This window comes from Dactylosporangium cerinum (genome assembly GCF_042653625.1).
GTDB lineage: Bacteria > Actinomycetota > Actinomycetes > Mycobacteriales > Micromonosporaceae > Dactylosporangium > Dactylosporangium cerinum.
This window is the reverse complement of the sequence record NZ_JBHSIU010000020.1, coordinates 51329-74954: the sequence shown is the minus strand read 5'-3', so window position 1 is coordinate 74954 and position 23626 is coordinate 51329. Positions and strand designations below refer to the sequence as shown.

Genomic DNA, 23626 nt, shown 5'->3' with positions numbered 1-23626 from the left:
GGCCGACAAAGGGCCCAAGTGGGAGCGAAGCGAGCATGGGGGGTGTGGGGTGGCGCAGCCCCCCACGGAACCGCGGCCCGCCAGGGACGGGGAGCTAGTAAGGGCCCAAGTGGGAGCGAAGCGAGCATGGGGGGTGTGGGGTGGCGCAGCCCCCCACAGAACCGCGGCCCGCCAGGGACGGGGAGCTGAAAACAGAACATCAGGCGAGTTCGGGACAGCGCTCAACTTGAGCGAAACATCTGCAACGGAGAATGACTTTCGTGATCGAGGACGATGGGAACGCGGAACGCCGCCGGCTCGCTGAGGCCGACAGCGGGGAGCGCCCATGGCGGGGGTGGGGGCCCTACCTGTCCGAGCGCGCCTGGGGCACGGTCCGCGAGGACTACAGCGCCCACGGCACGGCCTGGGACTACTTTCCGCACGACCAGGCCCGCTCCCGCGCGTACCGGTGGAACGAAGACGGCATGGCGGGCATCTGCGACGACCGCCAGACGTTCTGCTTCGCCCTCGCCCTGTGGAACGGCAAGGACCCGATCCTCAAGGAGCGGATGTTCGGTCTCGGCGGCGACCTCGGCAACCACGGCGAGGACGTCAAGGACTACTGGTGGTACCTGGACTCCACGCCCACCCATTCGTGGATGAAGTGGCGGTACCACTACCCGCAGCAGGCGTTCCCCTACGACGACCTGGTCGCCGAGAACTGCCGCCGCGGCCGGGACGAGCCCGAGTACGAGCTGGTCGACACCGGCATCTTCGACGAGGACCGCTACTGGGCCGTCGAGGTCGACTACGCCAAGGCCGGCCCGACCGACATGTGCATCCGGATCACCATCCAGAACATGGGCCCCGAGCCGGCCAGCCTGCACCTGCTGCCGACCCTGTGGTTCCGCAACACCTGGGCGTGGGGGCTGCCCGGGCGTGACTACATGCCCGAGATCCGCGCCAAGGACAACGGCCTGCTCGCCGAGCACCGGCTCCTCGGGCGCCTCGCGCTCACCGGCGACGGCGCACCCCGCCCCCTGTTCTGCAACAACGACACCAACGGCGACCGGATCTGGGGCAAGCCGGGCCGCGAGTTCCCGAAGGACGGCATCAACGACCACATCCTGCACGGCAAGGACACGGTCAACCCTGATCTCGTCGGTACCAAGGCCGCATTGCACTACCTCGTCTCGGTGCCCGCCGGTGGCACCCACGAGATCCGGCTCCGGCTGAACCTCAACGCACCCGGCGCCAAGGACCTCGCCCCGGCCGACCTGCGCACCGACTTCGACACGACGATGTCGCGGCGCTCCGCCGAGGCCGACGAGTACTTCGGCGCGCTGGTCCCGCCCACCGCCACCCCCGAGGAGGCGATGATCGTCCGGCAGGGCGTCGCCGGCCTCATGTGGGGCAAGCAGTTCTTCCACTTCGACGTCGCGCGCTGGCTGGAGGGCGACCCCGTCTCCGAGCCGCCGCCGGACAGCCGCCGCCACGGCCGCAACAGCCACTGGTGGCACATGAACAGCTGCGACGTCCTGTCGATGCCCGATCCGTGGGAGTACCCCTGGTATGCGGCCTGGGACCTGGCCTTCCATTGCGTGGCCATCGCCCGCGTCGACCCCGGATTCGCCAAGGACCAACTACTGCTGCTGCTGCGCGAGTGGTACATGCATCCGAACGGCCAGATTCCCGCGTACGAGTGGGCCTTCGGTGACGTGAATCCGCCCGTGCACGCCTGGGCGGCGCTGCGGGTCTTCGCGATCGACGGCTCCAAGGACTTCGACTTCCTCGCCCGCGTCCTGCACAAGCTGCTGCTCAACTTCACCTGGTGGGTCAACCGCAAGGACGCCGAGGGCAACAACGTCTTCGAGGGCGGCTTCCTCGGCCTGGACAACGTCGGCCCGTTCGACCGCTCCGCCGCCCTTCCCGTCGGCGGCCGGCTCGAACAGTCCGACGGCACGGCATGGATGGCGATGTACGCCCTCAACATGCTCGACATGTCCCTCACCCTCGCGGTGCACGACCGCGTCTACGAGGACATCGCCGCGAAGTTCCTCGAACACTTCGCGTACATCGCCGACGCCGCCTACGAGTTCGGCCTCTGGGACGAGGAGGAGGCCTTCTTCTACGACGTCCTGCGCACCGCCGACGGCCAGCGCATCCCGCTCAAGGTCCGCTCCGTCGTCGGCCTGCTCCCCCTCACCGCCACCACCATCATCAGCTCCTCCACCCTGCGCCGCCTGCCCGACGTCGCCGCCCGCCTGCGCTGGTTCCTCACCAACAAACCCGAGTACGGCGACGTGGTCGGCGCGAAGAAGAGCCGCGGCGGTCAGCAGCTGCGCCTACTGTCGATGGTCGGCCCGGACCAGCTGATCCGCATCCTGCAGCGGATGCTCGACGAGGAGGAGTTCCTCTCCCCCTACGGCCTGCGCACCCTTTCCCGGGCCCACAAGGACGAGCCCTTCACCGTGCACGTCGGCGAGGCGGACTACACCGTCGGCTACGAGCCCGGCGAGTCGACCAGCGGCCTCTTCGGCGGCAACTCCAACTGGCGTGGCCCGATCTGGTTCCCGGTCAACTACATCCTGATCGAGGCGGTCCGCCGGTTCTCCGAGTTCTTCGGCGACGACCTGCAGGTGGAGTACCCGGCGGGCAGCGGCAAGATGGCGACGCTGGCCGCCGTGGCGGACGACCTGTCCCGCCGGCTGGTGAACCTGTTCCGGAACGACGACTCGGGGCGGCGGCCGGTGTTCGGGGACGTGCCGCTTTTCCAGAACGATCCTGGGTGGCATGACCTGTTGCTGTATTACGAGTACTTCCACGGGGATACCGGGGCGGGTCTCGGGGCGGCGCATCAGACCGGGTGGACGGCGCTGGTCATTGATCTGATTTTGAATCTGCATGCACCGCCGCATCCTCGGCCTGCTGATTACTGACGGTGCTGTGGATCGCTGTTTCTGGTCTGGACAACCACAAAAATGCGAACCACAGCCCCAGCCTCAGAACAACCGAGCCCGATGCCGCTCCAGAAACGCCTCGACATGCTCAGCATGATCCGGCCGGCTCAACAGGAACCCCTGCCCCAACTGGCACCCCGCCGCCCGCACCACGTCGACATGCGACTCGGTCTCCAACCCGCACGCCACGACGTCGATCCCCAGTCGCCGGGCCAGACTGACCACCACGTCGACGATCGGTGTCGCCGGGGCGCGCTGCCCCGCCGGCTCACTGAACAGCACCTGGTCGATCTTCAGGACGTCGACGGGGAGGCGGCGCAGGTGGGCGAGCGCGGTCGGCCCGGTGCCGAAGTGGTCGATCGCGGTGCGCACCCCGATGGCCCGCAGCCCCGCGAGCTGCTCGATCGCCCCCGCGTCGTCGGGCAGCGAGGCCTCGGCGACCTCGATGATCAGAGACTCGGCGGGGACGCAGTGGGTGTCGACGGCGGTGGCGACGGTGGCGAGCCAGCCGGGGGCGGCGAGCTGGCGGGCGGAGGCGTTGATCGACATCCACAGGTCGCGGCCGTCGCCGCGCCAGCGGGACAGCTGGCGGCAGGCCTGGTGCAGGGCCCATTCGCCGAGCTCCTCGGCGAGGCCGAGCTCCTCGGCGACGGGCAGGAACTCGTGCGGCGGGACGGCGCCGAGGCGGGGGTGCCGCCAGCGCAGCAGGGCCTCGGCGCCGACCGGGCGGCGCGTGACGAGGTCGACGACGGGCTGGTAGACGAGGTCGAGCTCGCCGCGGCCGACCACGCCGGGGAGCTGCTGCTCCAGGTCGGTGCGGCGGACGAGGGCGGCCTCGAAGGACTTGTCGTAGCACTCGACGCGCCCGCCGTCGCGGCCCCGGGAGAGCTGCCGGGCGCGGCGCCGGGCGATGTCGGCGTGGCGGAGGGCGTCCTCGGCGTCGGTGGCGCCGAGGAGGTCGGCGACGCCGACGTCGGCGGTGAGGTGCACGGTGTGGCCGGGCAGGTGGAACGGCTCGGCGAAGGCGGTGGCGAGGCGGGTGGCGAGGGCGAACGCGTGCACGAGCGGCGCGTCGGTGAGGACCCCGAACCCGGCGCCGGCGAGGCGGGCGGGCAGGTCGTCGCGCCCGACGGCGGTGCGCAGCCGGCGGGCGGCCTCGACGAGCACGGCGTTGGCGACGGTCGGGCCGTGCAGGTCGGCGACGCTCTCGAAGCGGTCGAGCTCGACGGCGAGCACGGAGCCGGCGTCGGCGGTCGCGGTGCGGTGCGCCTCGGCGGCGCTCGCCAGGAACTTGCGCCGGTTGGCGAGGCCGGTCTGGTCGTCGGTCCAGGTGGCCTCGTCGAGGCTGCGCTGCAGCTGGGCCCGGTCACCGACGTCGCGGACGTGGACGACGACGCCGGCCACCTCGGGGGCGGCGCGCTGGTCGCTGACGGTGGACTCGGTGTCGCGCCAGCGGCCGAAGCCGTCGCGGAGGCGGGCCTGGACGAGCACGTGCTGGCGGCCGGCGAGGACGGCGTGCAGCGCCTCGGTGGCCGGGGCCGCGTCGGCGGGGTGCAGCAGGTCGGTGAGGGGGCGGCCGAGGACGTCCTGGTCGGAGAGGCTGAACTGGCGGGCCGCGGCCGGTGACTGCCACCGCACGACGAAATCGGCGTCCAGGACGACGGTGACGTCGGTGGAGCCGGCGACGAGGGTCTTGAAGTGCGCCTCGCGGGTGGCGAGGACCCGGGCGTAGCTGCGGATGTCGCGGGCCGCGAGGGCTTCGCGGAGCGCGACGGCGACCACGGCGGCGAAGCCGAGGCCGAGCGCGGCCCGGTCGAACCGGCCGCCGGTGAGCAGGTGCAGCACCGACACCGCGATGGCGAGCAGGGCGGGGGCGATGAGCAGCGGGTAGCCGGCGAGGGTGCCGCTGCTGTCGGCGGCGTGCGGGCTGGTGGGCACGTCGTCGGCCCGGCGGGCGCCGGTGACGATGAGGAACGGGCCGGCGATCAGGGCGAGCCCGGCGGCGACGAGGCCGGCGGCGACCCAGTCTGCGGTGGGGCCGAACGGGTCGTCGGAGTTGCGCAGCGCGGACAGCAGGACCGTGAAGACGCCGAGCCCGACGATCGACAGCGCGGATCCGCCGGCGCAGGCGATCGCGGCGGGGCGGTGCCGGACGGCGCGCAGGCCGGTGACCACGGCGACGGAGACCGCGACGCAGCAGGTGACGGCGACGGTCAGCGGCAGCGGGCCGGAGAGCGCGGAGGCGGCCGGCCCGGCGGCGAGGACCCAGACGCTGTAGCACAGGGTCACGCCGATCCCGGTGCCGTCGAGGAGGCGGCGCAGCCGGGCACTGACCGTCGGCGCGGTGCCGGGCAGCAGGAGCAGGCCGAGCAGGAACGTGGGCGCTGCGACGAGGGTGGTGACGGCGGCGACGAGGTCGGGCGCGGCGATCGACGGGGTGAGCGCGGCGATGCCGGTGGCGGCCACGCCGAGGCCGGTGAACAGCGCGCCCATGCCGAGGAACCCGGCGCCGCGGCACGGCCCGAAGCTGCGCCGGCCGTGGTGGATTCGCAGGGCGAGGCGGATCAGCGAGCCGGCGTGGACGAGTGAGCCGGCGGTGACACCGGCGGCGACGGCGCCGAAGGACAGCTCCGGACCGGCGGAGGCGGCGGCGCTGAACGCGGCCACCGCGGTGACCAGGACGAGCCAGAACATGCGCGGGTTGCTGACCACGGTCGTGTCGCTTTCGCGAGGCAATAGGCACGGGGGGATTCGTGCTCAAATCGCTCAACGATCCGAGCCGCCTGAGGTTATCGCCGGGCTGTGACAATTTCCTGGACGGCGGCGAGCCGGGCCACGCGCTGCTCGTCGGTGACGGCGCCGCGGATCAGCTCGTCGAGCAGCAGCCCGTCGATGAGGGCGATCGCCAGCCGGGCCCGCTCCGGCGAGCCGAACAGCGCGGTCCCCTGCTCCACGAAACCGTCGGCCAGCCGGGCCGCCGAGGGCCCGAGCTCGGCCCGGACCTGCGGGTCGAGCATGAGCATGAATCGCGCGCGGGTGCGGGCCGCATCCCCGAGGACCCAGGCCCGCAGCACGTCGGCGAGGTCGCGCGCGGACGAGTCAGCGAGGTCGAGCACAGCGATGCGGGTCAGGGCGGCGGTCAGCAGCGCGGCCCGGCTGGGGAAGTGGTAGCTGCACGTCCCCTGCGGCAGCCCCGCCCGCGTGTCGACGGCCCGGTGGGTCAGTGCCCGGACGCCGCCGGTGCCGATCACCTCGATCGCCGCGTCGGCCAGGCGGGTCTTGCGATCCCCGTCACGAACGTCCACACCACGATGCTACAGGTGTAGCGTGCAGTTACTACACCTGTAGCAACAAGGAGGCGACGGCAATGCACGCGATCGTGGTCGGCGGCGGCATCGGCGGGCTGGCGACGGCCCGCGGGCTCGGACAGCAGGGCTGGGACGTCACGGTCCTGGAGCGGCAGCCCGACCTTCGCCAGATCGGCGCCGGCATCTCCCTGTGGCCCAACGCGCTGCGGGCGCTGCACCACCTCGGCCTCGGCGACGCCGTCGAACGCGCCGGCGGCCGCATCCGCGGCGGTGGGCTGCGCACCTGGGACGGGCGCTGGCTCAGCCGGGTCGAGCTCGGCGCGCCCCCGGTCATGGTGCACCGCGCCGATCTGCACGAGATCCTGCTCGACGGCCTGCCGGCGACCATCAGGTCCGGGCACCCCGTCACCGACGTCCACGCGCTCGACGCGGACCTGATCGTCGGCGCCGACGGCATCCGCAGCGCGGTGCGGGCCGCGTACACGCCGAAAACGAAAATCCGCGACAGCGGTCAGGTGTCCTGGCGCGCGGTGGTGGACGCCGAAACACCAGGCGGTGGCGAGACCATGGGGCCGCGCGGCTGGCGCTTCGGGTACGCGCCGACCGGCCACGGCACCGTCTACTGGTACGTCGCCGCGCCCGGCCCGTTGCGCACCGGTACCCCGGCCGAACAGCTCGCCGAGCTGCGCAGCGAACTCAGCAGCTGGCACGACCCGGTCGGCCGGCTGCTGGACGCGACCCCGCCCGAGCTCCTGCTGCACCACCCGCTGCTCGAGCTGCACCCGGTCGCCCCGATGCGCTTCGGCGAGCGGGTGGCGCTGGTCGGCGACGCCGCGCACGCCATGACGCCCAACCTCGGCCAGGGCGCCTGTCAGGCACTGGAGGACGCGGTCACCCTCGCGCTCCTGCTCCCGAAGGGTGCTCCTGTCCCTCCGGCGTTGGAGGTGTACGACCAGCAGCGCCGCGCCCGCACCGCCGCGATCTCACGGCAGTCCCGGCAGATCGGCCGGCTGGTCGGCGCGAAGGGCAGGCTCAGCGGCGCGCTGGTGCGCACACTGTTCCGCCTCACCCCGGACCGCCTGGCCGCCGCCGGCGCGCAACGGGTCGCCGCCTGGTCCCCGGAGGACGTCAAACGCCCCGCCGATGTCAACCGCGACGCCGGCGTCAGGCCGGCAGACGGGCGCCGTTGACCTCGTCGCGCCCGAGCCAGCTCTTCAGCCGGTGCCGCAGCCCCTTCGGCTCCGGCACGTCGTCGCCCACGATGTCGGCCACGACCGCGGTGATGTTGTCCGGCCCGCCCGCCCGCATGGCGAGGTCCACGAGCCGGTCGGCGCACTCACCGACGTCGTCGTACTCCCGCAGGACCTCCTCGATCGTCTCCGCCCGCAGCACGCCGGACAGGCCGTCGCTGCACAGCAGATACCGGTCGCCGGCCCGCGCCGGGACCACCGAGTAGACCGGGTCGGTCGGCTGGCCCTGCAGGACCCGGCTGACCAGGGACCGCTGCGGGTGGGTCGCGGCCTCCTCCAGCGTGATGCGGCCCTCGTCGACCAGCATCTGCACATACGTGTCGTCGCGGGTCACCTGGTCGAAGTCCTCGCCCCGCAGCAGATACGCCCGCGAGTCACCGATGTGGACGAGCCCGACCCGGTCACCGGAGAACAGGATCGCGGTGAGCGTCGTGCCCATCCCCTGCTTCTCCGGGTCCGCCTCGACCTCGTCGCGGATGCGCCGGTTGGCGTCGGAGACGGCCGTGCGCAACGCGGTCAGCAGGTCGCTGCCGGCGAACTCCTCGTCGAGGGGCGTCATCGCCTCGATCGCGAGCCTGCTGGCGACGTCGCCGGCCGCCATGCCGCCCATGCCGTCGGCGACCGCGAGGAGCCGGCCACCGGCGAACATCGAGTCCTGGTTGTTGCTGCGGACCATCCCGACCTCGGTCCGGGCGGCCCACTCCAGCGCGAGGGGGCGCGGCTGCGACTCTTCCATGGCCGTCAGCGTGCCCGATCGACACAGACAGCGTCTGTACGCACTTCTGCGTATCGTGGCCGCATGCCTGCCACCCCGTTCATCGGACGAGCCGAGGAGCTCGCCGAGATCACGGGTGCCTGGACGGCCCAGACCGGGGCGGCGTCCGGGAACGGGCCGCGGGTCGTGCTGGTCACGGGCGAGGCCGGCAGCGGCAAGAGCCGGCTGGTCGCGGAGGTCCTGGAGCGGCTGGACCCGCAGCCGCCGGTCGTCCTGGCGGGCGCCGCCCGGACCCTCGGCGCCGCACCGCACGACTGGCTGGCCTCCGTGCTCAGCGGCCACCCCCTCGACGGCGGCGTGCCGGCGGAGCTCGCGCAGCGCTCCCCCGCCCCCGGCGCCGGGACCCGGCTGGCGCCCGCCGCGATGCTGCGGGCCGCGGTCGACGTGGTCCGCACCCTGCTCGACGGGCGCTGCGGCGTCCTCGTCGTGGAGGACCTGCATGACCTCGACCCGGCCAGCCTGACGCTCATCGGCGAGCTCGCCGCGACCGCCGCCCTGCCGGCGCTGCTGCTGGTCACGACCCGCCCGCCGCAGGAGGCCGCGTTCGCACCGGCCGCCGCGCGGACGCTGCGCCGGCTCAGCGGCGCGCCCTCGGTGGTCCGGGCGCACCTGACGCCGTTCGACGCCCGCGAGACCGCCGAGCTGATCGAGGCGCACCGCGGCGGCGCCCCCGCTCCGGAGACGGTCCGGGCGCTGCTGACCCGCACCGGCGGCAACCCGTTCTGGCTGACCGAGCTGGTCACCGCCCGCGGCGACCTGGCCGGCGCGCCACTGCCCGCGCACGTGGCCGGCCTCCTCGTCGAACCCCTCGCCGGCGAGCCGGCCCTGGTCGGGCGGGTCGCCCGCGCCGCGGCCCTGCTCGGCGACCCGGTCGAGACCGACGTCCTCGTGCACGTCTGCGAGGGCGAGATCGAGCCGGCGCTGCGCCGGCTGCTGGACCTCGGCATGCTGGTCATCGCCCCCGACCTGGCCCCGGCCGGCCCGCTGCGGTTCCGGCACCCGCTGCTGCGCGACGCCCTCGCCCGCAGCGCCCTGCCGAGCGAGCGGGCCAGGGTCCACGGCATGGCCCGGACCCTGGCGGTCGAGCTCGGCGACGACGCCGCCCTCGCCCGGCACGCGGCGGCCCTCGGGCGGCTGGGTGAGGCAAGTGCGGCAGCGGTACGCGGTGCGCACGCCAGCCTGGCCGCCGGCCTGCCGGACGCCGCCCTCGAACTGGTCGACCTCGGCCTGCGCGCCGGCGACCCCACCGACCCCGCCCGCCGCGACTCCACCCGCCGCGACCTGGCCCGCGTCGGCGCGGCCGCGGCCTTCGTGGCGGGCCGGTTCACGGCCGCGGAGCGGCACGCGGCGGACTGGCTGCGCCAGGCTGCCGACCCGGCCGGGATTTCCGACGCGCACCGGCTCCTCGCCGAGATCCGCTGGTGCCTCGCCGACCGCGCCGGCCACCTGGCCGCACTCGCCGACGCCCACGCCGCCCTCACCACGCCGGGGGCCGGCACCGGGGACGGTGGTGCGGTCGCGGCGGCATCGGCCCGGCAGGCGGCGGCGGAGGCGGCGAGCGCCTTGCGCCTGTCCGAGCCGGCGCAGGTGGTGCCCCTGGCGGAGGCGGCGATGGTGGCCGCCGAACAGGCCGGGGAGAGCATCGCGTCGGCCGGGGTCACGCTCGGGACCGCGCTGGCGTTCAGCGGGGCGCACGACCGGGGCGTTGCCCTGCTGCACGCCTGCCGCCAGATCGCCGAGCACGACCGGGACCCGGTGACCGTCGGCCGGGCCGTCAACAACCTCGTCGCGGTCAGCCTGCCCAGGCTCGGTGACGTGCCGGGGCGGCGGGTGTTCGACGAGGCGATGGCCGCGATCGGCCGGGCCGGCCTGGAGTTCTGCGCGGGGCGCACGACCGCGCTCGGCGTCGCGCACGCGCTGCGGACCGGCGATCTCGCCCGCGCGGAGACGCTGGTGTGGTCCCGGCTGCCGATCGAGACCGACCCCGTCGAACGGGTCCGGTTCACGGCGACCGCCGGGCTCCTCGCCGTCGAACGCGGCGACGATCCCCTCGCCGTCCGGCTCCTCGCCCGCGCCGACGGCGACGGCCGTGACGTGGGCCTGGTCCGGGTGCTGCGGGTGGCGGTCGCGGCCCGCGGCGTCCACCCCGTCGACCCGGCGCTCGCCCTCGCGGAGTGCGTCGGCCGGTGCCGGCCGGCCCGCCTGGTCGAGGCGGCCCGGTGGGCGCTGCACGGTGGCGTGCCGGCCGCGACGGTCGAGGACCTCGTCGGCGACGCCGTCGGCGCGGCACCGCAGCTGCGGCTGCTCCTGGCGGTCGCGGCGGGCCGGGACGCGGCCGCCGTCGACCTGCTCCCCGCCGCCCTGCACCACCTGCACCCCGCCGCCCCGCACCCCGCAGCCCCGCACCACGGCGACCTGCACCACGGCGACCCGGCCGCGGCCGACGACGGCGGCGGGAGCGGCACCGTCGAGGTGGTGGAGGCCGCACCGTACGACGCCGCGGTGCACACCGCCGTCGCGCACGCCCTGCTGCGGCTCGGCCGGGCCGGCGACGCGCGGCAGCACGCGGAGCGGGCGGTCGCGCTGCTCGTGCACTGGCCCGGCTGGCGGCTCACCGAGGCGGAGACCCTGCTGCACAGCCTGCGGGCCGGGGGCGACCTCACCGCCCGGGAGATCGAGGTGCTCGGCTGCCTGGCCGCCGGCATGTCGAACCAGCAGGTCGCCAGCTCACTGGGCATCTCGATCAGGACCGTCACCGTGCACGTGTCCAACCTGCTGCGCAAGACGGGCGCGGCGTCGCGGACCGAGGCGGCGATGTGGGCGGTCCGGCACCGGGTCGTCACACCGACCTGAGGCGGGACCCAAGATTGCTCCTGCACCAGGGGCTACGTCAGGTGCGGCCGGTCTGCTTTCACACCGTAGCGACCTCGGGATCGCTGGAGGCGGCGTTCGCGGGCGCCGACGCCGTGGTCAGCACCGCCGGGCCGTTCGCTCGGCTCGGCGCCGGTCGTGCGCGCAGCGATCGCTGCCGGAGCGCACTACGTCGACACCACGGGAGAACAGCACTACATCAACAAGCGGTGCCCAGACACGTGCCGGTCGGACGTATGGAAGGTCTGCTCGGCGGGTCGTTCGACGCGCTGAAAGGACGTGATCGGCCCCTGCGGTCATCGATTCCCTGCCCGAAGGACCCGACGACGAACAGCGACGGCAGGGCAGGTGGACGATCTCCGTCGAGGCGTCCGGACAAGGCGGACGTACCGTGCGTGGCGAGGTCGAGGGCACGGACGGGGCCAAGGCCGGCGTCCTGGCACCGTCGCAGGCATTCGACCCGGAGTCGTTCATGGACTTCCTGTCCGGGCACGGGGTGCGGTGGCGGGTCACGGAGGGCTGAACACCGCGACGGACCGCACCCTCGTCGCTACCTTCAGACGAAGCTCAGTCTCGTCCATCCTGACGGTCAGGTCAGTGACGCGGCAAAAGCGGCCACGGCGGCGTCGAGTTCGTCGTACGCGGCGGCGGTGGTGATGCCCCCATCGCGACGGCGGTCCACCAGCTGGTTGCGGAGCCGGTCGACGCGCGGCCCGGCGTCGACCGGCTGTCCCATGATGTTGTTGACCTGGTTGCGGATGTCGTCGACGACGTCGGAGCGGATCTCTCCGGCGGCGGAGCGGCGGTCGACGACGTCGAGGACGGCCTGGCCGGCCTGCTGCGGGCTGAGCCTGGACGTCGCCGGCGACGACGGCGGCAGCGACGACGGCTGGCCCGTCGTGGCGCCGGCGGACGGGGTGCGGGCCCGGGTCGGCGTGGGTGTGACCGTCGGCGTCGGCTGGACCGTGACCGCCGGAGGGATGGACACGACGATGCTCACCGTCGGGGCGGGGGCGGTGGTGTCGCGCCGTTGGCCGTCGCGCCACACGTAACCGAGCCCGGCCAGCACCGACGCCGCCAGCACGACGGCGAGCACCGTGACCCACCGGCGGCGGCCGCGTTCTGACGCCGATTCCAGGATGGCCGCGACCTCGGCGGCGGTGGGACGTTCGGTGGGGTCGGTGGCGAGGCAGCGCAGGCACACGGCCGCCACCGCCGGCGGCAGGCCGGGCACGTTGAGGGCGGGCCGCTGGTCAAGGGCGACGGCGCGTTCGAGCTCGTCCCAGGTGCCGGCCTGCAGGGGCGGGGCGCCGGTGAGCATCTCGAACAGCAGCACGCCGAGGGCGTACACGTCGGTGGAGCCGCTGGCGGGCGCGCCGACGAGCCGCTCCGGCGCCACGTAGGGCGGGGTGCCGAACGTCAGCGTGTCGCGCTGGCCGACGTCGGCGGCGATGCCGAAGTCGAGCAGCTTGACGCCGTCGGTGGTGAGCATGACGTTCTCGGGGGTGACGTCGCGGTGCACGACACCGCGGCGGTGCGCGGCGTGCAGCACGTCGGCGACAGTGGCGGCGACCGCGACGGCGTCCACCCAGGGCAGCGGGCCCTCGGCGAGCCGGCCGGCGAGGGAGACGCCGTCGAGCAGTTGCATGACGACGTACGCGGCGATCCGCCCGTGCGGGGTGACCGTCTCGCCGTAGTCGTAGACGCCGATCGCGTTGGGGTGTTCGATCCGCGCGGCGGCGCGGGCCTCGCGGCGGATCCGCTCCCGCTGGCCGCCGTCGGTGCCGACTGGGCCGTCGAGGACCTTGACGGCGACGGTGCGCTCCAGGTTGGAGTCCCAGGCCCGCCACACGACGGACATGCCGCCCGCGCCGACGGGTTGTCTCAGGATGTACCGGCGGGCCAGGACGTCGCCCTGCCGGAGCTGACCGTCATGCATCACGTCGTTAGCTTGATGCCCGCACGACGAGCTCGGTCGGCAGCACGGGACTGTCCTCCGAGCCTTCCAGCAGCAGCGCGGCGGCGACCGCGCCGAGGTCGGAGACCGGCTGGCGCACGGTGGTCAGCGCCGGCGTGGTGTAGGAGGCCAGGGGCGCGTCGTCGAAGCCGACCACGGCGACGTCCTCGGGGACGCGCCGGCCGGCCTTGCGCAGCGCCTGCAGCGCGCCGGCGGCCATCGCGTCGGAGGCGACGAAGATCGCGTCCAGCCGGGGCATGCGGTCCAGCAGCCAGGCGGCGGCGTGGCCACCCGAGGCGGTGGTGAAGTCACCGTACGCCACGGCGGGGGCACGGCCCGCGGCTTCGAGGGTGCGGCGGTAGCCGTCGAGGCGGTCGGCGGCGGCGGCCGAGTCCGGCGGCCCGGCGATGGTCGCGATGGCGCGCCGGCCGCGCAGCATGAGGTGCTCGACGGCCTGCCGGGCGCCGTCGTGGTTGTCGACGTCGACGAACGGGATCTCGAGGCCCTCGGCGGGGCGGCCGGTGGCCCGCAGCGGCACCCGGGACGCGGCGAGGGAGACCGCGAGGGGGTGGCTGCTGTGCCCGCCGAGCAGCAGCACGCCGCCGACGCCGCCGGTGGTCAGGAACTGGGTCGCCGAGGCGATCGTGCCGCGGGTCGCGGACATCGTCAGCAGCGGGATGCCGTGGCGGGTCAGCTCTTCCTCGGCGCCGGCGAGCAGCCGGGCGGAGAAGGTGTCGTGGAACAGCCGGGCGGTGGGCTCGAAGACGAGGGCCGCGACGGGGAGTCGCTGCGCCACGCGATCGGGCCGGCGCGGCCCGCGGTGGCGGACGTAGCCGAGCTGTGCGATGGCGTCGTGCACCGACACCCGGGCCGAGGTGCTGACCCTGACCCGGCCGGTGAGGACGCGCGACACGGTCGCCGCGGAGACCCCCGCGGCGGCGGCGACCTCGGTGACGGTTGGTGGCGATGGCTCGTCAGGCATCCCGTCTCCTGTAGAGCGATTCCTGCGGCCAGCGTCAGCCACGGTTACCCGGATGTCAACTATGGGTTTCGATCGGCTGTGCGGTTCCTTTGGTTCACCCGACATATCCGTATTTATCGCATCGACACGGGCTGTGGTAAACGTCGCTGGGACTTCCGCGATCGGGACCGAATAGGGAATAGTCGGCGATTGTGTCGGAGATCGAGCTGGGGCGCCGGGTGCTGGAGCGCTTCCTGCTCGTCCGCCCGATCGCTCGCGGCGGCATGTCCCTCGTCTATGAGGCCGTCGACCTCGAGCAGCTGCGCCCCGCCGCGGTGAAGGTCCTCGCACCGGCGTTCGCCAACAACGGCCGGGCCGTGCACTCGGCCCGCCGGGAGCCCCTGCTCATGCAGCGGATGCGGCATCCCACGGTGCCCAAGATCTTCGGGTACGGCGAGCTCGACACCGGACGCGCCAGCGTCCCCTGTGTCGCGATGGAGCTGCTCAACGGCGTACCGCTGACAAAACGGCTGGCCGAGGGACCGCTGCCGTGGCAGCACGCGGTCGAGATCGCCGCGTCCGTCGCCGAGCTCCTCGCGGTGGCGCATCGCCGGGGCATCGCCCACCGCGACCTGACCGCCGACAACGTCATGCTGACCACCGCCGGCGTGAAGATCATCGACTTCGGGCTCGCGGTGCCGTTCGCGCACCCGGCGGCCTCCCGCATCGAGCATGCGCCTGCCTGGGACGTCTACGCCCTGGGCGTGCTGCTGTACCAGATGCTCACCGGACGCTCGCCGCACGCACCGGGCGCCAGGTTGCTGCAACCGGTGGCCACGCCGGTCCTGCTCGCGCCCGGGCTGCCACGCTCCGTAGCGGAACTGTGCCGCCAGTGCATGGCCAAGCGGCCGGCGGACCGGCCCGAGAGTGCCAGGGTCGCCCTGGCGCTCTGGGCAGAGTTCGCACCCGACTGGCAACATCCCACGTCCTTCACTGAGAGCTACCACACACAGTCGCACCACTCTGCGTAGTCGCCGAGTTTTGCCTGCGTAAGGGCTCTGTCAGGTCGTTGGGCGGACTTGGTCCGCTCGGGTGTATCCGACCATCCTCACCCATTGTGATTGCCCCTCGGTCGTTCCAAGCTTCTCGGACAAGGTGCACAACGGTTGCCAGCAAGGAGCCGGGAAGCACCGCCGGAGAGATAGCCGAGGGGAAGCTGTCATGTCAGGAACGAAGGTCACCGGCGTTGTCGTGACCGGCGGATCCACCGCCGCGTCGCTGCCAGTCACCGGAAGCCCCGTCTTCGCCATCGTCGTCGCAGGTGTCGCGCTCGTCGTCACCGGCTTCCTGATGGTGCGGGCGTCCCGCTTCAACCGCAGCGCAGCCTGACGCATGACGGCGATCCTTCTGGTCGGCTTCGCGCTGCTGACGCTCTGGCCGGCATACAACCTGGCGCTGGTGGCCTTCACCACCCGCGACTCGGCCACTGCCGGCCGGCGCCGCCGGCGCGATGCCGTCGCGCCGAACCAGCACGAACCGCTGACCTTCTGGATCGTCGTGCCCGCCCTCAACGAGGAACGGGTTGTCGGCCGGACCGTCTCCGCCGCACTGGCGCTGGCGGGCCCGGCTGGCACACGCACCAGGGTCCTGGTGGTCGATGACGGATCGGACGACGGCACCCCGGACGTCCTCGCCGCCATCGACCACCCGGGTTTGACGGTGCTGCGCCGGGACTTCCCCAACGCCCGCAAGGGCAAGGGCGAGGCGCTCAACGCGGCCTTCCGGGCGATCCGCGACCTGACTCTGACCCACGGTGAGGACCCGGCGCTGGTCGCGGTCGGCGTCATCGACGGCGACGGGCGGGGCAGCGACAACATCCTCACCGAGGTGTCTCGGCAGATGCGCGACCCGCAGGTCGGGGCGGTGCAGACCCGGGTGCGCATCCACAACCGCAACCGCGTCCTGGGCGCCGTGCAGGACCTCGAGTTCGCCGCCGTCGCCAACGCCAGCCAGCTGCTCCGCAACGCCGCGGGGACGGTCGGGCTGGGCGGCAACGGGCAGTTCGCCCGGCTGTCGTCGCTGATGCAGCTCGGCGACGCGCCCTGGTCGCACTGCCTGGTCGAGGACCTCGAACTCGGGCTGCGCATGCACCTCAACGGCGAGCGCATCCGGTACACCTCGATCGCCAACGTCAAGCAGCAGGGCCTCGTCGACGTGAAGCGGCTGCTGCGCCAGCGCACCCGGTGGGCCCAGGGCAACCTGCAGTGTGTCGGCTACGTGCCGAAGCTGATCGCCTCCCGGAAGATCCGCAACCACGCCCTGCTGGAAATGCTGTACTACCTGCTCGCGCCGTGGATGAACGCCTTCGGCACGGCCGCGGTCTTCGGCCTCTGGGCGGTCGCGATGTGGCGGCTGGTCCCCGGCCACGGACGGACCATCATGATCCACTCGTGGGCGCAGATGGGCCACGTCGCCCTCTTCTGGGCGCTCGGCATGACCATCCCCGGTCTGGTCTGGGCCCTGGTCCACCGCATGCAGCTCGGCGACGAGAAGCTCTGGCGACTGCTGGTCGCCGCTGTCGCGTACCCCTTCTTCCTCCTGCTCGGCCTGGTCTCGACCTGGCGGGCGATCGGCCGGCAGGTCAGCCGGCGACAGGCCTGGGCGAAAACCGAACGCCTGGTCGAAGAGCCCGCTCTCTCGTAAAGGACGTCAGCACATGTCTCCCGAAGTCTTCCTCATCGCCGGTACCCGCCCCGAGGCCATCAAGCTGGCGCCCGTCGCCGCCGCGATGCGCGCCGCCGGCCGGCTCACCCCGGTGCTGGTCGCCAGCGGGCAGCACCCGACGATGGTGACCCAGGCCCTCGACGCGTTCGACGTCCAGGCCGACGTGACCCTGCCGCTGGAGCGGGTCACCGGCAGCCAGCCCGAGCTCCTCACGTCGATGATCTCCTCGCTGGACGCCCTGCTCGAGGAGCGCAAGCCGGACGCGGTCGTCGTCCAGGGCGACACCACCACGACGCTCGCCGGTGCCATGGCCGCGTTCTGGCGGCGCATCCCGGTCGTGCACCTCGAGGCGGGGCTGCGCTCCGGCGACCTGGACTCCCCGTTCCCGGAGGAGGCCAACCGCAAGCTCGTCGGCCAGCTCGCCGCGCTGCACCTGGCGCCGACCGCCCTCGCCGCGACGAACCTCCTCGACGAGAGCGTCTCCCCGGCCAACGTCCTCATCACCGGCAACACGGTCGTGGACGCGGCGCTGTCGATCGCGGCCCGATCGCTGCCGTTCGAGAACGTCGAGGTCGCCGCGGCGGTCGACGCCGCCGAGCACGGGGAGGCCCGGCTCGTGCTGGTCACCGCGCACCGCCGCGAGTCGTGGGGCGAGCCGCTGGAGCGCATCCTCTCGGCGGTGCGCCGCCTGATCGAGGCGTACCCCGACATCCGGGTCGTCCTGCCGGCGCACGCCAACCCGGCGGTCCGCGCCCAGGTCGAGGCCGGCCTCGCCGGGGTGCCCCGGGTGACGATCACCGACCCGCTGCCCTACCCGGCCCTCGCCCGGCTGCTGTCCAACGCGTACCTGGCGCTCACCGACTCCGGCGGCATCCAGGAGGAGGCGCCGTCGTTCAAGGTGCCGGCCCTGGTCCTGCGTGAGGTCACCGAGCGGGTCGAGTCGCTGCACGCCGGTTGCGCCAAGCTCGTCGGCACGGACGAGGACCTGATCGTCGCCGAGGCGGCCCGTCTGCTCGACGACCCGGTCCTGCGCCAGTCGATGACCGCCAACGGCAACCCCTACGGCGACGGACTCGCCTCCCAGCGCACCGAACAGGCCGTGGCCGCACTCCTGGGTCTCGCCTCGCACCCCGCCCCCATGCCGACCACCGTCTCCGTCTGAATCAGGGATCTCGTACCGACATGCGCAAGTTGATCAGTTCGCTCGCAGCCGTCACCGTAGCCGCGTCGCTCGCTCTCACCGTGCCGGCCACCCAGGCCGTCGCCGCCGCGCCCACCGCGACGCGGTCCGGCACCGGCGCCCCCGGCTCCAACGCCGCGACGAAGACGCTCGTCCTGTACGACAACACCGGCCCGTACTCGTGGCTCGGTGAGGACTACGGGACGATGGCGACGAACCTCGTCTCGCACTTCGGGTCCTGGACCGCGCACCCGGTCGGCGCCTACAAGGCCGGCGAGATGGCGGCGTACTCCGCCGTCGTCTACGTGGGCTCCACCTACGACGAGCCGCTGCCGACCGCGTTCCTCGACGACACGCTCGCGGGCGCCAAGCCGGTCGTCTGGATGTACAACAACATCTGGCAGCTGACCGCGCGCTCCGCCGACTTCGTCGCCAGGTACGGGTACACCTGGAAGGGCTACGACACCTCGGCCGTGTCCTCGATCGAGTACAACGGCACCACGATGACCCGCGACGTGCGCAACGCCGGCGGCATCATGGACTACGTCATCTCCGACCCGGCCAAGGCCGTCGCCGTCGGCACCGCGGTCCGCGCCGACGGCACCACGTTCCCGTGGGGCATCAAGTCCGGCAACCTGACCTACCTCGGCGAGATCCCGCTGTCCTACATCACGTCGAACGACCGCTACCTGGCGTTCTCCGACCTGCTGTACTCGGTGCTCGCCCCGCAGACCGCCGCCCGTCACCGGGCCCTGGTCCGCATCGAGGACGTCGGCCCCGACGCCGACCCGGCCGAGCTGCGCGCCGTCGCCGACTACCTGTCGTCGAAGAACGTCCCGTTCACCGTCGCCGTCTACAGCCGCTACCGCGACCCGAAAGGTGTGAACAACAATGGCAAGGCCGAGGACTACACGCTGCGCCAGCGGCCACTGGTGGTCAGCGCCCTGAAGTACATGCAGAGCAAGGGCGGCACCCTGCTCCAGCACGGCTACACCCACCAGCTCGACGCGCTCAACAACCCCTACGACGGGGTCAGCGCCAACGACTTCGAGTTCTTCATGGCCCACGTCGACGCCAACGACGCCGTCATCTACGACGGCCCGGTGAAGAACGACTCGGCGCTCAACGTCACCGCCCGCGTCGTGGCCTCCCGCGCCGACTGGCTCCTCGCGGGCCTGAAGCAGCCGACCATCTTCGAGTTCCCGCACTACGCGGCGAGCGCACTGGACTACAAGACGATCAACTCGCTCTACAGCACCCGCTACGAGCGCGGCCTGTACTTCCCCGGCGTCCTGTCCGGCGGCACCGTCGACAACAGCACGGCGCACATGGTCGGGCAGTTCTTCCCCTACACCGTCCGCGACGTGTACGGCACGACCGTCATCCCGGAGAACATCGGCAACATCGAGCCCGAGCCGTTCAACCAGCACCCGGCGGTCCTGCCGGCCGACCTGATCGCGAACGCGAAGACCAACCTGGCGGTCCGCGACGGCGTGGCGAGCTTCTTCTACCACCCGTACCTCGGCACCGCCTACCTCAAGCAGACCGTGGAAGGCATCCAGGGTCTGGGCTACACCTTCGTCTCCGCCGCCGCGATGTCGTAATCCCCTCGGGTTACACCGAAGGCCGGGTCCCGTTCCGCGGGGCCCGGCCTTCCGCTGTCAGGTCTCGAGGAGCAGCTCGGGCATGAGGCGTTCCACCGCATACAGGTCGTAGACCCGACGGACCTCGGCGATCAGGCCGGACTCCGTCAGCACCAGGAACTCGGCGAGGCGGAACTGCTCGGCGTCGACCGCGCAGTCGTAGACGAGGGCGACGCGCCGGTCGATCACGGTCCGGGAGAAGACCGAGACCGAGGTCAGGGCGGCGGCGTAGCCGGTGAGCTTCTCGATGAAGTCGCCGTCGGGATCCAGGTTGGACTCGACCCGGGCGCCGGCGGCGAGCAGCGTGAACAGCACGCTGGTGCGGCCGGTGGTCCAGGCCGCGACCCAGCGCGCGGCGACATCCTCAACAGCGGTCGCATCCATCACGCGCCATCCTGCCACGCGCAGGTTCGTCCCCACCCCGGGGTTCTCAGGAAAGCGCTTTCCCCTTATCCTCGGGGCATGTTGCGCATCGATCACGAACTCACACCCAAAGACCTGCTGCCCGCGGTCGGGCGGATGTGGGAGCTGTCCGCCGGGAAGATCGACGCGATCGACCGGTCCAGCCCGCCGGGCGGCAGCCAGGGCGCGCCCGTGTTCACCGTCGAGGGCCGGTACACCGCGCGCGGCTGGACGGAGTGGACGCAGGGGTTCCAGGTGGGCTCGGCGCTGCTGCAGTTCGACGCGACCGGCGACCGCCACTTCTACGAGCAGGGCCGCCGCCACACGATCGGGGTGATGGCGCCGCACGTCAGCCACATCGGCGTGCACGACCACGGATTCAACAACATCAGCACGTACGGGACGCTGCGCCGGCTGATCGGTGAGGGCCGCGTCGACGACCGGGATCTGTTGATGGCAGAGCTGGCACTGAAGGTCAGCGGGGCCGTGCAGGCGTCCCGATGGAGCAGGACCGCGGACGGCGGCGGGTACATCTACTCGTTCAACGGGCCGCAGTCGCTGTTCGTGGACACGATCCGCTCGTGCCGGTCCCTGGCGGTGGCGCACCGGCTCGGGCACGTGCTGATGGGCGAGCACGACGAGCGGATCGACCTGCTGTCCCGGCTGGAGCAGCACGCGGCGAGCACGGCACGCTACAACGTCTACTTCGGCGACGGCCGCGACGTGTACGACGTCCGCGGGCGCACCGTGCACGAGGCCCTCTTCAACGTCAACGACGGGCGGTTCCGGGCGCCGAGCACGCAGCAGGGGTATTCGCCGTTCTCCACGTGGACCCGAGGCCTGGCGTGGGCGATGCTGGGCTTCGCCGAGCTGCTGGAGTTCCACGAGTCCGACCTGTTCCGGCGGGCGGCGCAAGCCACGTGCGACTTCTACATCGAGCACTCCCCCGCCGACGGCGTGCCGTACTGGGACACCGGCGCGCCGGGCCTGGTGCACCTGGACGTGGAAGCGCCCGCGGACCCGTACAACGCGTTCGAGCCGGTCGACTCCAGCGCTGCCGCGATCGCCGCGCAGGGGTTGTTGCGGCTCGGGCGGGCCACCGGGGAGGAGCGGTACACCCAGGCAGGACTGACGGTGGCAAGGACGTTGCTGGCCGAGCCCTACCTGTCGGTGGACCCGCGGCACGAGGGGCTGCTCCTGCACTCCGTCTACCACCGGCCCAACGGCTGGGACCACGTCGCGCCCGGCCAGTCGGTGCCGAACGGCGAGTCGAGCATGTGGGGCGACTACCACCTGCGGGAGCTGGCGCTGTACCTCGGCCGGCTGGTCGACGGGCCGTACTACACGTTCTTCGGCGGCCCGGAAGCGGAGGCCACCGGCGGCCCGGAAACGGCGGCCACCGGTGGCACCGAAGCGGCGGGCGTCGGCGGCGAAGGATCGGCGGCGTGAGCGCGGCGCTGGTGACCGGCGCGTCCCGCGGGATCGGCCGGGGCATCGCCCTCGCCCTGGCCGGCGCCGGTTTCGACGTGGTCGTCAACTACGCGGCCAACCTCGCCGCCGCCGAGGACACCGCGGCCGAGATCGAGAAGCTCGGCGTCCGGGCCGCCCTCGTCCGTGCGGACGTCGGCGATGCCGAGGACCGCGCAAGGCTCGTGCAGGAGGCGCACGACGCTTTCGGCGCCCTCGACCTCCTGGTCAACAACGCGGGCGTCGCACCGGCCGTTCGCGCGGACCTGCTGGAGGCGACCGAGGAGTCCTTCGACCGCCTGGTCGGCATCAACCTCAAGGGCCCCTACTTCCTCACCCAGCAGGTCGCCCGCCGGATGATCGAGACCGGCACACCGGGCAAGATCGTCACGATCTCCTCGATGAGCGCCTACACGGCCAGCGTCAACCGGGGCGACTACTGCGTGACGAAGGCCGGCCTGGGCATGATGACGAAGCTGTTCGCGGCCCGGCTCGCCGAGCACGGCATCACCGTGTTCGAGGTCCGGCCGGGCATCATCGCCACCGACATGACCAGTGCCGTGCAGGAGAAGTACGACCGGCTCATCCTCACCGACGGCATCACCCCGATCCGGCGCTGGGGCACCCCCGAGGACGTCGGCCGCGCGGTGGTGGCGATCGCCACGGACCTGCTGCCGTTCTCCACCGGCCAGGTCATCGACGTGGACGGAGGGTTCCACCTGCGGACTCTGTAGCGGCGCGGGAGCGCAGCAGCTCGTGCACCGCCTCGATGTCGGCCGGGGCGGTGCGGGAGGCGCGCCAGTACATGACGCCGGTCGGGATGAAGAAGACCTGGAACGCGGCGAGGCCCACGGCGAGGTTCGTCGGTGGCGGGAAACTGCGTGCGAGCGCGGCGAAGACCGCCCCGACGAGCCCGTTGCCGGTGGCCCGGCCGACGCCGTTGACGAGGTTGCCGAGGGAGTAGACGGTGCCGCGGTGCTCGGGCGGGTTCACGTCGGCGATGAGCGCGAACCAGTTCGGCGAGTTCGCGGACGTGAGCGCGAGGGCGAGCAGCGCGCACAGGAACGCCGCCAGGAGGCTCGGCGTGGTGAACAGCGCGCCGAGCACCAACGCCGTCGCCGACCGCCCGTCCGGCGCGGGCAGGGTCAACGGCGCGAAGAACAGCAGCACGTACAGGGGAACACCGGCGAGGATCCCGATCGCGGCGACCTTGGCCCGCCCGCCGGCGTCCCGCCGCTGCCAGCGGTCGCCGATCATCCCACCCACGACGGACAGCACCCCGCCGAGCTGGAACAGTGTTGCGAGGATGCCGCCGATCTGGATGGCGGACTGCTCGTCGTAGCCCTGCGCCTCGGCCTTGGCCTGGAACAACCGCGGCAGCCACACGAGGGAGCCGAACGCGGCCTGGGCGGTGAGCCCCTGCAGGATCAGCCAGACGTTGGTCCGGCGGGCGATGATGCCGGGCAGGTCGGCGCGGGAGATGCGGTGCTCGTACTCCTCACCGGCGGCGAACACCGCGGCGAGGTCCGGTTCGCTCTGCCCGCGGCGGATGTCGGCGGTGGTGAAGTACGCCGCGGAGGCGAGGACCCCGAGGCCCGCGAGCACGAGGAACGGCCGCCGCCAGTCCGCGCCGCCGAGCTGGCTGGCGACGAGCACCCCGGCCAGGGTCCCGATCCCCTGCGACAGCCCCCACAGGCTCATCACCAGGCCGCGGCGGCGGGGCGAGATGAGGTCGCTGACGACGGAGAAGCCGACCGAGCCGACGGCGCCGAGACCGACCGCGGCGAGCATCTGCGCGGCGAGGAACGCCCAGTAGCCGCCGGCGAACACGGTGCCGACCGCGCCGCCGGCCCAGATGAGCGTGCCGATCATGAGGACGGGTTTGCGGTCGGTGCGGTCGCCGGCGTACGCCCAGCCGACGGCGGCGACCGCGGTCACGAGGTAGCCGACCGCGGTCACCACGCCGAGCGCTCCCTCGCCGACGCCGAGGGAGCGGCTGATCGGCGAGTAGAGCGGCGGCACCAGGCTGATCGCCACGTTGTCCAGCGACGCCAGCACGATGAAGACGGCGACGCTGTAGACGCGGTGGAAGCTCATGCCGCCACCTCCGCTGCGCTCCGGCGTCGGCCTGAGCCAACACCGCAATTCT

17 protein-coding genes and 1 pseudogene are annotated in these 23626 nt (G+C 72.7%); 11 read left to right on the top strand and 7 right to left on the bottom strand.

The window, feature by feature from the left end:
* Positions 1 to 260 precede the first annotated feature (260 nt).
* Complete coding sequence (locus ACFPIJ_RS21170; RefSeq protein ID WP_380116897.1) at positions 261 to 2918, top strand: MGH1-like glycoside hydrolase domain-containing protein; 2658 nt, start codon at positions 261 to 263, stop codon at positions 2916 to 2918.
* A 63-nt stretch (positions 2919 to 2981) separates the two neighbouring features.
* Here ACFPIJ_RS21170 and ACFPIJ_RS21165 read toward each other — a convergent pair whose 3' ends face one another.
* Positions 2982 to 5651, bottom strand: a complete 2670-nt coding sequence (locus tag ACFPIJ_RS21165; protein WP_380116896.1) for a putative bifunctional diguanylate cyclase/phosphodiesterase — start codon at positions 5649 to 5651, stop codon at positions 2982 to 2984.
* A 77-nt stretch (positions 5652 to 5728) separates the two neighbouring features.
* Entirely contained in the window at positions 5729 to 6244 is a 516-nt protein-coding gene (locus ACFPIJ_RS21160) for a TetR/AcrR family transcriptional regulator (RefSeq protein WP_380116895.1), read from the bottom strand.
* 62 nt (positions 6245 to 6306) lie between these two features.
* Here ACFPIJ_RS21160 and ACFPIJ_RS21155 point away from each other — a divergent pair, with 62 nt between their 5' ends.
* The gene (locus ACFPIJ_RS21155) at positions 6307 to 7437 is read left to right on the top strand and encodes an FAD-dependent oxidoreductase (RefSeq protein WP_380116894.1); all 1131 of its coding nucleotides are present in this window, start codon (positions 6307 to 6309) and stop codon (positions 7435 to 7437) included.
* A gap of 49 nt (positions 7438 to 7486) precedes the next feature.
* Here ACFPIJ_RS21155 and ACFPIJ_RS21150 read toward each other — a convergent pair.
* Positions 7487 to 8233: pseudogene (locus tag ACFPIJ_RS21150) on the bottom strand (PP2C family protein-serine/threonine phosphatase); the annotation flags it as partial.
* 63 nt (positions 8234 to 8296) lie between these two features.
* Between ACFPIJ_RS21150 and ACFPIJ_RS21145 the strand changes: the two are divergent.
* Both ACFPIJ_RS21145 and ACFPIJ_RS21140 read left to right on the top strand, forming a co-directional pair.
* Positions 8297 to 11125 (top strand): ATP-binding protein, encoded by a 2829-nt coding sequence (locus ACFPIJ_RS21145; RefSeq protein WP_380116893.1) that lies wholly within the window; start codon positions 8297 to 8299, stop codon positions 11123 to 11125.
* 409 nt (positions 11126 to 11534) lie between these two features.
* A complete protein-coding gene (locus ACFPIJ_RS21140) occupies positions 11535 to 11666 on the top strand; it encodes a hypothetical protein (RefSeq protein WP_380116892.1) in 132 nt (43 codons plus the stop codon).
* A gap of 66 nt (positions 11667 to 11732) precedes the next feature.
* Here the strand turns inward: ACFPIJ_RS21140 and ACFPIJ_RS21135 are convergent, their stop codons facing one another.
* A complete protein-coding gene (locus tag ACFPIJ_RS21135) occupies positions 11733 to 13082 on the bottom strand; it encodes a serine/threonine-protein kinase (RefSeq protein WP_380116920.1) in 1350 nt (449 codons plus the stop codon).
* 7 nt (positions 13083 to 13089) lie between these two features.
* Positions 13090 to 14082 (bottom strand): LacI family DNA-binding transcriptional regulator, encoded by a 993-nt coding sequence (locus ACFPIJ_RS21130; protein WP_380116891.1) that lies wholly within the window; start codon positions 14080 to 14082, stop codon positions 13090 to 13092.
* Positions 14083 to 14273: 191 nt separating this feature from the next.
* On the opposite strand from ACFPIJ_RS21130, the gene ACFPIJ_RS21125 reads away from it, so the two are divergent.
* From ACFPIJ_RS21125 to ACFPIJ_RS21105, 5 genes are all read left to right on the top strand, one after another.
* On the top strand, positions 14274 to 15092 hold the full coding sequence (locus tag ACFPIJ_RS21125; protein ID WP_380116890.1) for a serine/threonine-protein kinase: 819 nt from the start codon (positions 14274 to 14276) through the stop codon (positions 15090 to 15092).
* A gap of 190 nt (positions 15093 to 15282) precedes the next feature.
* Complete coding sequence (locus ACFPIJ_RS21120; RefSeq protein WP_203853677.1) at positions 15283 to 15450, top strand: LPXTG cell wall anchor domain-containing protein; 168 nt, start codon at positions 15283 to 15285, stop codon at positions 15448 to 15450.
* Positions 15451 to 15453: 3 nt separating this feature from the next.
* Positions 15454 to 16764 (top strand): glycosyltransferase, encoded by a 1311-nt coding sequence (locus ACFPIJ_RS21115; protein WP_380116889.1) that lies wholly within the window; start codon positions 15454 to 15456, stop codon positions 16762 to 16764.
* A gap of 13 nt (positions 16765 to 16777) precedes the next feature.
* Positions 16778 to 17947, top strand: a complete 1170-nt coding sequence (wecB, locus tag ACFPIJ_RS21110) for a non-hydrolyzing UDP-N-acetylglucosamine 2-epimerase (protein WP_380116888.1) — start codon at positions 16778 to 16780, stop codon at positions 17945 to 17947.
* A gap of 20 nt (positions 17948 to 17967) precedes the next feature.
* The gene (locus ACFPIJ_RS21105) at positions 17968 to 19569 is read left to right on the top strand and encodes a DUF2334 domain-containing protein (RefSeq protein WP_380116887.1); all 1602 of its coding nucleotides are present in this window, start codon (positions 17968 to 17970) and stop codon (positions 19567 to 19569) included.
* Positions 19570 to 19626: 57 nt separating this feature from the next.
* Here the strand turns inward: ACFPIJ_RS21105 and ACFPIJ_RS21100 are convergent, their stop codons facing one another.
* Positions 19627 to 19992, bottom strand: coding sequence for a hypothetical protein (locus tag ACFPIJ_RS21100; RefSeq protein WP_380116886.1), 366 nt, complete (start codon positions 19990 to 19992; stop codon positions 19627 to 19629).
* Between the two features lie 78 nt (positions 19993 to 20070).
* On the opposite strand from ACFPIJ_RS21100, the gene ACFPIJ_RS21095 reads away from it, so the two are divergent.
* The gene (locus tag ACFPIJ_RS21095) at positions 20071 to 21459 is read left to right on the top strand and encodes a hypothetical protein (RefSeq protein WP_380116885.1); all 1389 of its coding nucleotides are present in this window, start codon (positions 20071 to 20073) and stop codon (positions 21457 to 21459) included.
* On the top strand, positions 21456 to 22211 hold the full coding sequence (locus tag ACFPIJ_RS21090; protein WP_380116884.1) for a 3-ketoacyl-ACP reductase: 756 nt from the start codon (positions 21456 to 21458) through the stop codon (positions 22209 to 22211). Before ACFPIJ_RS21095 ends, ACFPIJ_RS21090 begins: the two co-directional genes overlap by 4 nt.
* Here the strand turns inward: ACFPIJ_RS21090 and ACFPIJ_RS21085 are convergent.
* Complete coding sequence (locus tag ACFPIJ_RS21085; RefSeq protein ID WP_380116883.1) at positions 22171 to 23574, bottom strand: MFS transporter; 1404 nt, start codon at positions 23572 to 23574, stop codon at positions 22171 to 22173. The genes ACFPIJ_RS21090 and ACFPIJ_RS21085 overlap by 41 nt on opposite strands.
* Positions 23575 to 23626 lie beyond the last annotated feature (52 nt).

What these genes read in the sequence shown, in the direction of transcription:
- ACFPIJ_RS21155 (WP_380116894.1), top strand. Translation starts at nt 6,307, where the DNA reads ATGCACGCGATCGTGGTCGGCGGCGGCATCGGCGGGCTGGCGACGGCC.
- ACFPIJ_RS21145 (WP_380116893.1), top strand. Translation starts at nt 8,297, where the DNA reads ATGCCTGCCACCCCGTTCATCGGACGAGCCGAGGAGCTCGCCGAGATC.
- ACFPIJ_RS21135 (WP_380116920.1), bottom strand. Translation starts at nt 13,082, where the DNA reads ATGCATGACGGTCAGCTCCGGCAGGGCGACGTCCTGGCCCGCCGGTAC.
- ACFPIJ_RS21130 (WP_380116891.1), bottom strand. Translation starts at nt 14,082, where the DNA reads ATGCCTGACGAGCCATCGCCACCAACCGTCACCGAGGTCGCCGCCGCC.
- ACFPIJ_RS21120 (WP_203853677.1), top strand. Translation starts at nt 15,283, where the DNA reads ATGTCAGGAACGAAGGTCACCGGCGTTGTCGTGACCGGCGGATCCACC.
- ACFPIJ_RS21115 (WP_380116889.1), top strand. Translation starts at nt 15,454, where the DNA reads ATGACGGCGATCCTTCTGGTCGGCTTCGCGCTGCTGACGCTCTGGCCG.
- wecB (WP_380116888.1), top strand. Translation starts at nt 16,778, where the DNA reads ATGTCTCCCGAAGTCTTCCTCATCGCCGGTACCCGCCCCGAGGCCATC.
- ACFPIJ_RS21105 (WP_380116887.1), top strand. Translation starts at nt 17,968, where the DNA reads ATGCGCAAGTTGATCAGTTCGCTCGCAGCCGTCACCGTAGCCGCGTCG.
- ACFPIJ_RS21100 (WP_380116886.1), bottom strand. Translation starts at nt 19,992, where the DNA reads ATGGATGCGACCGCTGTTGAGGATGTCGCCGCGCGCTGGGTCGCGGCC.
- ACFPIJ_RS21095 (WP_380116885.1), top strand. Translation starts at nt 20,071, where the DNA reads ATGTTGCGCATCGATCACGAACTCACACCCAAAGACCTGCTGCCCGCG.
- ACFPIJ_RS21085 (WP_380116883.1), bottom strand. Translation starts at nt 23,574, where the DNA reads ATGAGCTTCCACCGCGTCTACAGCGTCGCCGTCTTCATCGTGCTGGCG.